This window comes from Staphylococcus simulans, assembly GCF_047037175.1.
GTDB lineage: Bacteria > Bacillota > Bacilli > Staphylococcales > Staphylococcaceae > Staphylococcus > Staphylococcus simulans_C.
The window spans coordinates 1,449,986-1,461,491 of sequence record NZ_CP178241.1 but is presented as its reverse complement, the minus strand read 5'-3'; the positions used below and the strand labels follow the sequence as shown (position 1 = coordinate 1,461,491).

The window sequence follows — 11,506 nt, the reverse complement described above, 5'->3', positions numbered from 1 at the left end:
ATTCGAATTTTGTGACAATACAACCATAATTGATTATATTATATACAATTGTTGTAAAGTGACACTTATATTTAACCTAAATTTCAGGTATTTATAGAATTTAAGTTGAAATTGTTGTAAGATATTTCATATATTGAAAATGATTGGTTTAGTTTATATTGCTATTGTAGCATAAGCTAAATCGCTATTTTTTTCGATTTTTTTGCAGGGGTATAGGAGGAATTTAATATGACAGCAACAAGACCGTTCAAAGGTGACAACAGATTGTTGTTAGGTATCATTCTTGGGGTTATCACATTCTGGTTGTTTGCGCAGTCAGTATTGAATGTGGTACCGACACTTCAAGAATCCTTTAGTACGAATGCAGGAACAATCAATATTGCGGTCAGCTTGACTGCGTTATTCTCTGGTTTGTTTGTTGTGGGGGCCGGAAGTATCGCTGATAAAATCGGGCGTGTCAAGATGACGTATATTGGATTAGTCCTCAGTGTTGTGGGCTCACTGTTGATTATTGTTTCCAATTTACCGGCGCTATTGATTATCGGCCGTATTATTCAAGGTTTTTCTGCAGCTTGTATTATGCCTGCTACTTTAGCCATTGTTAATGAATATTACCAAGGCAAAGACAGACAAAGAGCACTAAGTTACTGGTCAATCGGTTCATGGGGTGGTTCAGGTATTACGTCATATTTTGGCGGATTAATGGCCACATTCGTAGGTTGGCGTTGGATTTTTATCGTATCTATTATTGTCGCAATATTAGCGATGATTTTAATGCGCCACACACCTGAAACAAAAGCATCTCAAGATAGTACAGTACGAAATCACAAATTTGATGTTGTAGGTTTAATTGTATTAGCGATTATGATGTTGAGTTTAAACGTGATTATCACACAAACATCTCACTATGGTTTCTTATCACCATTGATTTTAAGTTTAACTGTTGTCTTTATTGTCTCAGTTATTTTCTTTGTGATTTACGAGAAAAAACTGAAGAATCCATTAATCGACTTTGGTTTATTTAAAAACAAAGGTTACTCTGGGGCAGTGATTTCAAACTTCGCGTTGAACGCTGTAGCCGGAACTTTAATTGTCGCAAATACGTATTTCCAACAAGGGCTTGGATTTACATCTAACCAATCAGGTATGATGAGTATTACTTATTTAATTACAGTACTAATCATGATTCGCGTCGGCGAAAAAATCATGCAGAAGCTTGGGGCCAAACGTCCGATGCTTTATGGTTCATTGCTGAACGCAGCAGGGATGTTGCTCATTGCTTTAACATTCTTGCCGACAGGCTTATATGTCGTGTCTAGTGTGATGGGTTACTTACTCTTTGGTTTAGGTCTAGGTATGTATGCGACACCATCAACAGACACTGCTGTCACAAGTGCACCAGATAATAAAGTCGGCACTGCATCAGGTATCTATAAAATGGCATCATCACTTGGTAACGCATTCGGTATTGCGATCTCAGGTACCATTTATGCAGTAGTTTCTGAAAGTGTCAACTTGCAGGTAGGCGCAATGGCAGGTATTGGTTTCAATATCTTGCTAGGTCTTATCGCATTTGTTGCAGTATTGATTTTAGTACCTAAGTCACAAGGCGAAACGTATTACTAAAATGTTCCACGCAAAAAAATAATAAGAAACATAGAACAGTAGAATAGAAATGACAAAAAGGAGCAGTACTTGTTGTTTAGTTTATGAGGGAAACTAAACGACGAGCACTGCTCTTTTATTAGGGTTTAAATGAAGTTTTTACTATTTGTTTTTTTGTAAGTAACAGCCAACTGTTGATATAAAGTACACTTAATATCAAAGTTACCAAACTTCCAAGACATACCAGAATTAGTACCGGCGGGAAGACATTAAAGGCAATCGACCAATCCGCATCTTTCAAGAACCAAGAAGGGATATACCAAGCGCAATAAAACAAGCCGATAATTAAAAGGAGCGTAATAGCGCATGATAATTTATGATTCATATTGAAAGTATATTTAGTGTGTTTACGCTGCTGATGAAGGCGATACATATTGCGAATCAATGCGGCACATAAGACTGTAACTATAACAAGAATACCCCATAATGAAAGAGATAGCAGCACTACATTTTTAGCTACAGCTTGATGCAATGTCGCAAAGCTTTGATAATGTTCGATTTGATAGATCAATGTTTGTGCTAAATCAGGTAAATGGGGCGCATTCAGATTCGCTAAGAGAATGACCGCATTTTGGTGTTTCGTATCGAGAATAATCATGGATGAGTAGTTGGGCAATGTCCCCGGATGGAGTACCTGATCTCCATGTTGATCAATAAACCAGCCAGCACCGTAACCATTCATATCTTGTTTGTCAGGAACATCCGTCAAAGGCGAATGCGCTTGTTGAATGAGCGCTTTTGTAGAAGCGGATGGTTGCAAATTCATTTTGACAAAAGGTATCAAATCAGATGTACTGCTGATTAAATAAGCCGCAGGTGTATCACCGCGAAAATAATCCGGATCTTCTGCTTCAACTTTACTTCCTTCTAATGCATAGCCTTGTGCTTTAGAAGCGGTTTGTTTATCTGTTTTAAAGAAAGCATGCTCCATGTGCAGCGGTTTAAGGAAGTGTGCATGCATATAGTTTTCATACGGCGTATCTGTTACTTCTTGTATGACTAAACCTAGAATATTATAGTTCATATTCGCATAGTTGAATTCTGTACCAGGTTTACTTTTTAATGTTTGATGATTCAAACTTTCTACACGTCCCTTTAAGTTATCTTGTTTCGTCGGGACTTCACCTTCTTTATTAGGTGACATTTGGTCATCGATACCGCTGTTTTGAGCGAGCAGCATTTTTAAAGTGACTGCTTGTTCTCGTCCTTGATAATTTAAATGCAGCCAAGGTAAATACTTTGAAACAGGTGCATCTAATTTCACTTTGCCTTGTTGGGCCAGTTCTAAAATGGCTAAGCCTGTGAAGGCTTTTGTATTAGAGGCAATTTCATAACGTGTTTCTGTATCGGCAGGGGTATGCTTTTTAACATCCGCATAACCGTAACCTTTGTTTAGCGCAACTTCGTTACGTTTGATGAGTGCCACACTTAAACCAGGGATTTGGTCTTTATCCATAATCTTTTCAATGCGATGATCGACTAATTGTGCTAAGGTCTGATGTTTGAAATGTTTTACTGAATACTGTGTAAAAGACCAGACGAGAAGATAACTTAAACTTAAAAATAAGATAAAGGCGATAGCCATTAATAATTGATATGCGGAAGTGGATTTTATTTTCACAATGCGTAAGCTCCTGTTTATTCATTTTTTTATTATTATAGCACGTAGATGGAAAAGTATGAGATGAGAAATATTTGTGAACAACAAGGGAGAAATTGGGCCTAAATATGAAAGTTCTATGGAGTTTAGAGGTTTAGCCTGTACATTTTGAAAAATTAGGAGTATCTTTTTGCCATTCAAAACATGAAAAAGTCTAGAGGTCCTTAAATATGAGTATCAAACAAATCAAACACATATTGATTGGCACACCTAAACGTAATAGGGAGTTATCAACTGAAAAAATAAGTAAGGTCAAAGCATTGGCAATTTTATCTTCGGATGCATTGTCTTCAGTTGCTTATGGTCCTGAACAGATCTTGTTGACACTGACTGCACTGAGTGTTTTAGCAACTTGGTATACGTTGCCCATCACAGCAGGCATTTTAGTATTATTAGTTGCGTTAGTCTTGTCTTATAGACAAGTGATATATGCCTACCCTCATGGGAGGCGGCGCGTATACAGTTACGAAATATAACTTAGGAGAAAAGTTGTCATTACTGGCTGGAGGGGCGTTGCTTGTTGATTATACTTTAACAGTCGCAGTAAGTATTGCTTCAGGTGCAGATGCTTTTATCGCCGCATTTCCAGCTTTATATCATCATAAAGTATTAATCGCTTGTCTGCTGGTCATCATTATTTTGATTTTAAACTTAAGAGGTGTGACTGATTCAGCGACTGTGTTATCATTTCCAGTCTATTTATTCATTTTCGGCATATTAATATTGATAGGTTATGGTGCGTTTAAAGTGGTAACGGGTCAGTCTGAACCGAGTGTATCTGCGCCAGTCGGTACTGCGGTGCCTGGAGTGACATTATTTTTATTATTACGTGCATTTTCTTCTGGAGCATCTTCATTAACCGGTATTGAAGCTATTTCCAATGCGGTGATGGACTTTAAAGATCCGGCACCTAAAAATGCGGTTAAAACATTGACTGCGATGGGGACTATTCTCGCCATTATGTTAATCGGTATTGTTGGTTTGGCTTATTGGTATGGTATTGTACCGAAAGTTCAAACGACAGTCCTTTCACAACTTGCGGCACATGTATTTGGTCAAAATGCAGCATTTTATTTTATTCAAGCATCTACAGTATGTATCTTAATTTTAGCTGCGAATACAGGGTTTACCGCATTTCCATTACTTGCGGCAAATATGGCGCAGGATAAATATATGCCGCATATGTTTACGGTCAGAGGAGATCGCTTAGGTTATTCCAATTCTATGATTATCTTAGGCAGTATCGCAATCGTCTTAATTATGTTGTTTAAAGGACGGACCGAAAGTTTAATTCCGTTATATGCGACGGGTGTATTCATTCCGTTTACATTGGCACAATATGGCATGGTAGTAAAATGGGTGAGAGAACGACCAAAAGGCTGGTGTTTCAAATTAATTGCGAATGCGGTAGGTGGTACGATTACACTTGTCGTCTTTATGATTTTTCTTATCACCAAGTTTTCACAAGTATGGCCAATCTTAATTTTCTTACCGTTAGTTGTGATCGGGTTATTGCGCATCCGGATGCACTACCATAATATTGCCGAAGAGTTGCGGACAGATAACTTCTTCAAAGCCTTGAGCGGTGTGGATAAAAATTTAGCAATGATACCGGTTAGTTCGGTCTCATCTATTGTAGATAAATCTATCGCATATGCCCAAATGACCTCTGATCATATTATTGCGGTTCATGTATCTTTTGATGAACAACAAGATCAAATGATGCTTGAGAAATGGCAAGCACGTTATCCGGATATTCGTTTAGTCATGCTGCATTCTCAATATCGCAGTGTAGTTAAACCACTCGCGCGTTTTATTGATAAAATACGCAGTAAAGCAGAAAATGACCGTTTTGTCATTACCGTCATCGTGCCGCAGTTTATCACAAACAAAACATGGCAGAACTTACTTCATAACCAAACAGGCATCTTGCTTAGATGGACATTGTTTTATCAAAAGAATTGTATTCTAGCAATGATTCCGTTGAAGTTGAAAAAATAGCTATTACCAAGATTTGTCTCATATGTATGAGAAGGATATAAAAATGAAAGCCAAGAACGGTGAAGTTCTTGGCTTTTTCATATGCTTATTTTTTTGTTTCACGCATTTTTTGAACATTTGCGTGAGCGTTGTGTTTATATTTCTGATAGAAAAGAATAACGATAATAAACCAAATCGGTGCTACAAAGAGCGCGTTTCTTGTTTCTTCTGTAAAGAATAACAGCACATAGGCAAATAAGAAGAAAAGTAACACGACAATACCTGCATAAGGTCCACCGCGTAATTTAAAATCATTTGCTTTATGTTCTTCTTTATTTTTAAATGCATAAATGATGTACGAGATGATAATCAATGTCCAAACGAATAAGTAAAGCACTGTTGATAGCGTTGTGACATAAATGAACAACTGTACTGCATTCGGGAAAATATAGTTTAATAATGCCGCAAATAACAATAACATAGATGAAATCAACATTGAGATATGCGGAACACCACGGTGGTTCAATTTACCAAGTGCTTTCGGACCTAAGCCTTGTTCAGCTAAGCCGAATAAAATACGGCTGTTTGAGTAAATACCACTGTTTGTTGCTGAAGCAGCAGCAGTGATTACTACAAAGTTCACAAGACTTGCGGCGAATGGAATACCAATCAAGCCGAACACTTTAACGAATGGACTTGAGTTTTCACTTAAAGTATTCCAAGGTACCACAGATGTGATAATAATCATTGAACCAACATAGAATAATAAAATACGTACGGGTACATTATTGACGGCTTTCGGAATCGTAGTTGCTCGGTCTTTCGTTTCACCGGCAGTGACACCGATCAGCTCTATACCGATAAATGAGTATATTGCCATTTGGAAGGCCATTAAGAAACCAAATGCACCATTCGGGAATAGTCCACCATGGTCAACTAAGTTTGAGAAACTTGCCGTACCATGTTCAGTTTTAACTGACATAAAGATTAAGACTAGTCCTACAACAATCAATGCGATGATGGTAACAATCTTAATCAAAGCAAACCAGAATTCCAGTTCGCCGAATAACTTTGCGCCCAGCAAGTTGAATGAAATTAAGATTAATACCACAAACAGCACTGAAATCCAGTTAGGTACATCAGGCAGCCAGTATGCGATATATTGGCCAATTGCGGTTAAGTCAGACATGCTGGAAGCAATCCAACAAAACCAGTACGTCCATCCGATCACAAAACCACCGAATGGTCCTAAATATTCATTTGCGATATCTACAAATGAATTAAAACGTGTATTGCTTAAAAGTAACTCTCCAAGTCCGCGCATAAACGCAAATAAAAACATACCAATGATGATATAAGCGATGAAAATACTCGGACCTGTTAATTTAATCGTTTGGCCAGAACCTAAAAAGAGGCCTGTACCAATTGCCCCACCAATCGCAATTAACTGTATATGTCGATTGCTGAGGTCTTTTTGTAATTTTTGTCCCAAAACTTTTGCACCCTTTCGGATTTATATATGACAAAGGGGTTGACGTTAAATGATGTTAATAATGATATAAAAAATCTCAGGACATTGCAATTGTTAATGTATAAATATTAAAAAGTTTTATCAAGCACATAATTTAAAACTATCAAAAATTATGTTATTTTTCAGCTGGGTTGGGTAAGGGCTTTCAAATTACTTTCTGTAGCTTCTGTCGCATGGTATAAACAAAGGCGACCTGCTGAGTCATAACTTTGACGCATTTTATCTTTCGGAATTTGAATCACTTGGTAACGTGATGGGATTAAAGCTGGAACATAGAGTCTACGTCCAAATTGTGCCCATAATGGATCGATATAAAAATAGTTGTTTTGGTCATATCCGATTAATAACGTGATATGAATATTAGAAACCCATTCTTTTTTCGAGCCATCTACTCTAAAAGAGCGACGTTGTGGTTTTTGACCAAGGACTGTGTGATAAATCAAAACGGGTTGACCTGCATCGATAATGCGTTCAAGTTCTGCTAAAGATTTGCCGGTGCCATCTTTAATACGCGTATCATATTGTTTTAAATAGGGGGCAAAGGCGTTCGGAAAAATCGTTTGATGTGCACCTGGTTTAATCATTAAGAAATGTCCAACATAACCTTTGTTTGGATTACTCGGATGTGTCGGCCAACGTTTCATCAATGAAATCGGGTGGACGAAAATATGATTATAGTCCAATAACATCGATGCAGCAGTGCCTTCACAGCCCATAACCATTGGAATAGGAGAGAGCTGACTTTTTGGTTTAACATTTAATATTTTCTTCATATTGAATAACTCCCCATCTTTCATCATTACTACTATTATAAAAGTTGTGTGTGACAGAGTATATTACTTTGTCTTAAAACAAAATAAAAAGAGCGAGAACGTTGTCTCACTCTTGTCGTTTGTTATTTCACTTGAATCAGTTTGTGCAACCAAACATTTAAGATAATGACTAATACACTTGTGATCAAGATAATAATAATAAATGGACCGACACTTGTACCACCTTGGATACCTACTAATGGTGCGATGATACCGCCGATAATAAATTGGAATAGACCAAGTAAACTTGAAGCGTTACCGCTTCCGCCTGAGCGCTCTTCAATCGCTAATGAGAAACCAAGCGGTCCAATACCTGTCACAGGCCATACCATAATAAAGAATGAAGCTAATAATAATGGTAATGGCAAGTGGAATCCTGTTGTGATAACCACAAGGATAACACCTAGGATTTGAATCCCTGTTAAGATATGAAGCAATTTTTCGCGTTCTATATATTTCACCGCAAAAGCTGTAATTTGACTCATCGCAATTAATCCGATACCAATGACCGCATACATCCAACCGAATGCTTGAGGTGACATATGGTAGATTTTTTGTGTGATGAAAGGTGAAGCGGCTGCGAAACTGAATAGCATCACGTACGTGAACCCTTGCATCAACATTGGAATGACGAAACGTGCTTTGCTTAATAAATGACCGAAGTCTTTAAAAATCGCACCGAAATTTAAACGGGTATTACTTGTATCACGTGTTTCTTCCATTTTGATAAAGGCGATAGAGAAAATCACTAAAGAAATCAGTGTTAATGCCGCAAAAATCATTTTCCATGATGTGAAGGCTAATGTATAGCCGCCGATTAATGGCGCAATAATTGTGATAATCCCATTAACCACAAGCAAAGTTGCGATCATTTGTGTTAAACTTGCCCCTTCATATTGGTCACTGACAGTTGCTCTGGCAATCACAATTGCGCCGCCTCCAAGTAACCCTTGAATAAAGCGTAAGACCAAGAAGACATTAATAGATGAAACAAAGACGCAGGCTAAAGAAACCACCGCAATACCGATTAAAATCGATAAAACTGTTTTCTTACGTCCGTATACATCTGAGAGTGGACCGAAAACAAATTGTCCAAGTGCCATACCAATCATGACAAAGGATAAAGTAAGTTGTGATGTTGAAGTAGAAACATCGAAATCATCTCGCACTTGAGGCAAGGCCGGATTATACATATCTACTAACATCGGACCGAAAGCGGTCATTGCTCCTAACACGATAATCATAATGATTGGGAGCCGTGATTGTTCAGTTTTGACCATTTGAAATACTCCTATTCTGTTAAACAATATTAATATGGTAATTGTAACGTAAAACAACGGGCTTGTATGTAAAATTTTCTCAGTCGACAGAAAATAAGTGAAATACATAATTTAGAAATGCTATAATGGCGATGAATTAATGATTTTTAGGAGAAAAGTGATGGTGCACAATAGATGAAGTTAACACAAACGCATTTTGAAATTATCAAATTTATTATTGTAGGCGGTATTAATACCTTCAATTATTACATTGTATATTTATTACTGCTGAAAGGGATAGGTATTAATTATCTTGTCAGTCATATTACAGGCTTTGTGGTCAGTTTTATTATTTCTTACTATTTGAATTGCTACTTTGTGTATAAAGTCAAACCAACATGGCGCAAATTTATTCAGTTTCCTTTAACACAAGTTGTAAATATGGGAATGCAGACTTTATTATTGTATGTTTTTGTACAATGGTTCCATATTTCATCTGTGATCGCACCTTTTGCAGGTTTAATCATAACGATTCCTGTAACGTTTGTATTATCAAAATACATATTAAGAGACTAATATGAAGCAAGATAAGCTGCTTTTTCAAGCAGAACTTATCTTGATTTTTTTTATTCCTTTATTCAAAGGGCAGGATTAATTCATATTTAGGTGAGACTAACTAAAAAATTAGCACAAGAAATTAAAAAATAATTAAAAATAAAAAAATTGAAAGTGGTCATCAAATACCGCATACTAAATATGAATTAAAGAAAAGGTGGGACATTCCATGTCGCAAACACTTAATTTACGGCGCGCACAAAAGGGTGCGTATTTAAGTTTAGTTACCTATGTGGTTTTATCAATTTTAAAATACGTTGTAGGTACCATGTATCATTCTGCGGCAGTCAGAGCCGATGCATTAAACAACATGACAGATATTTTAGTTTCGATTGCGGTGATTGTTGGATTAAAAATTTCTATTAAACCTGCGGATCGAAATCATCCTTATGGTCATTTAAAATCAGAAAATATTGCGTCATTGCTTGTTTCCTTCATTATTATGTTCGTCGGGGTTCAAGTTGTTATTCAAAACTTCCCGCGGTTGTTCTTAAATGACTACCACACACCGACACCTATCACTATTATTGTCAGTGTGGCCAGTGGCTTTGTGATGTTGGGTGTGTCGTATTATAATTTCCGTTTAGCTAAACAAACGAAAAGTCGTTCACTCCATTCATCTGCAGTTGATAATATGTCTGACAGTATTGTCAGTTTAGGGACTGGTATCGGCTTAATCTTTACACAGTTTGGTATGCCGATTGTCGATATTATTTTAGCAACGATGCTTGGGGGATTAATCGTCTATACAGGTTTTTCTATTTTCAAAGAAGCCATTTTTACATTAAGTGATGGTTTTAATGAACGTGACTTAGAAAGTTATCGACAAGATGTATTAGAAGTAACAGATGTCATTGCGGTCAACAGTATCAAGGGACGTTATCATGGCAGCAGTGTTTTTGTAGATGTGACGATTGCGGTAGAACCAGATCTGACATTACAAGAAGCACATGCCATTTGTGACCGAGTAGAAAAACACATGCATGATAAAGGTGTATCTTCCGTTTATGTACATCCTGAACCCTATCATCCTGAACAAGGACCGCATGAAGTACATCAATAATTAATCTATCTAACAGTGCTTGAGCCATAGCTTAAGTGCTGTTTTTATATTGAGCTGAGTTTTAAAGAACATGTGTAACAGTGAAAACGATACAACACAATTGTGACAAATTTTGTATCTTTTAAATTTGAGCGAAAAAGGATGAGTGTTAGTATAAAAAAGTGGTAGAATATGAGTTGAAAAGTGATATATATCAAATTGAGCGCTTTTCTTAAAAGAAAGGAAGGATTTATATGCCTCAATTAATATTATGCCGACATGGTCAAAGTATTTGGAACGCAGAAAATTTATTTACTGGATGGACAGATGTTGATTTATCTGACCAAGGTAAAGAAGAAGCAACGACTTCAGGTGATCGCTTAAAAGCAGAAGGAATTCAAATTGATGTTGCCTTCACATCTGTATTAAAAAGAGCTATCAAAACAACTTACTATTTACTTGAACGCTCTGATCAATTATTTATCCCAGTACACAAAACTTGGAGATTAAATGAAAGACATTACGGTGGTTTACAAGGTTTAAACAAAGATGCTGCACGTCAAGAATTCGGTGAAGAACAAGTGCATATTTGGCGTCGTTCTTATGATATCGCACCTCCAGAAGCTACAGCAGAACAACGTGAAGCAGATTTAGCTGATCGTAAATACAGTGATTTAGATGCACGTGTTGTACCGACTTCTGAAAGTTTGAAAGATACATTAACACGCGTTATCCCTTATTGGGATGATCAAATTGCGCCTGAACTTTTAACAGGTAAAACTGTATTAGTTTCAGCGCATGGTAACTCATTACGTGCGTTAATCAAACATATTGAAGGGGTATCTGATGAAGATATCGTAGGCTATGAAATTAAAACAGGTTCACCATTAATCTATGAATTAGATGATAACTTGAACTTTGTTTCAAAAAGATATTTATAAG

The 11,506-nt window shown here is 36.8% G+C and carries 8 protein-coding genes and 1 pseudogene; 5 read left to right on the top strand and 4 right to left on the bottom strand.

The genetic code is table 11. The features are described 5' to 3' along the window. The first annotated feature begins 228 nt into the window (after window positions 1-228). Entirely contained in the window at window positions 229-1,626 is a 1,398-nt protein-coding gene (locus tag ACFCT9_RS07435) for an MFS transporter (protein ID WP_412518230.1), read from the top strand. Between the two features lie 118 nt (window positions 1,627-1,744). On the opposite strand, the gene ACFCT9_RS07430 is transcribed toward ACFCT9_RS07435, so the two are convergent. Continuing rightward, window positions 1,745-3,286: a serine hydrolase domain-containing protein gene (locus tag ACFCT9_RS07430; protein ID WP_412518228.1), complete on the bottom strand. Its 1,542-nt coding sequence runs from the start codon at window positions 3,284-3,286 to the stop codon at window positions 1,745-1,747. Window positions 3,287-3,495: 209 nt separating this feature from the next. Between ACFCT9_RS07430 and ACFCT9_RS07425 the strand changes: the two are divergent. After that, a pseudogene (locus ACFCT9_RS07425) lies at window positions 3,496-5,326 on the top strand (APC family permease). Between the two features lie 85 nt (window positions 5,327-5,411). Here ACFCT9_RS07425 and ACFCT9_RS07420 read toward each other — a convergent pair. The 3 genes from ACFCT9_RS07420 to ACFCT9_RS07410 form a co-directional block, all read right to left on the bottom strand. Beyond that, the gene (locus tag ACFCT9_RS07420) at window positions 5,412-6,797 is read right to left on the bottom strand and encodes an amino acid permease (protein WP_412518226.1); all 1,386 of its coding nucleotides are present in this window, start codon (window positions 6,795-6,797) and stop codon (window positions 5,412-5,414) included. Between the two features lie 161 nt (window positions 6,798-6,958). Beyond that, window positions 6,959-7,609, bottom strand: coding sequence for a C39 family peptidase (locus ACFCT9_RS07415; protein WP_412518224.1), 651 nt, complete (start codon window positions 7,607-7,609; stop codon window positions 6,959-6,961). Between the two features lie 122 nt (window positions 7,610-7,731). Then, entirely contained in the window at window positions 7,732-8,928 is a 1,197-nt protein-coding gene (locus ACFCT9_RS07410) for a multidrug effflux MFS transporter (protein ID WP_412518223.1), read from the bottom strand. 174 nt (window positions 8,929-9,102) lie between these two features. On the opposite strand from ACFCT9_RS07410, the gene ACFCT9_RS07405 reads away from it, so the two are divergent. The 3 genes from ACFCT9_RS07405 to ACFCT9_RS07395 all read left to right on the top strand — a co-directional run bounded on the left by ACFCT9_RS07405 (window position 9,103) and on the right by ACFCT9_RS07395 (window position 11,505). After that, window positions 9,103-9,483 (top strand): GtrA family protein, encoded by a 381-nt coding sequence (locus ACFCT9_RS07405; protein WP_412518221.1) that lies wholly within the window; start codon window positions 9,103-9,105, stop codon window positions 9,481-9,483. A gap of 208 nt (window positions 9,484-9,691) precedes the next feature. Continuing rightward, complete coding sequence (locus tag ACFCT9_RS07400; protein ID WP_412518219.1) at window positions 9,692-10,585, top strand: cation diffusion facilitator family transporter; 894 nt, start codon at window positions 9,692-9,694, stop codon at window positions 10,583-10,585. Window positions 10,586-10,818: 233 nt separating this feature from the next. Then, the gene (locus ACFCT9_RS07395; protein WP_412518217.1) at window positions 10,819-11,505 is read left to right on the top strand and encodes a 2,3-diphosphoglycerate-dependent phosphoglycerate mutase; all 687 of its coding nucleotides are present in this window, start codon (window positions 10,819-10,821) and stop codon (window positions 11,503-11,505) included. Window position 11,506 lies beyond the last annotated feature (1 nt).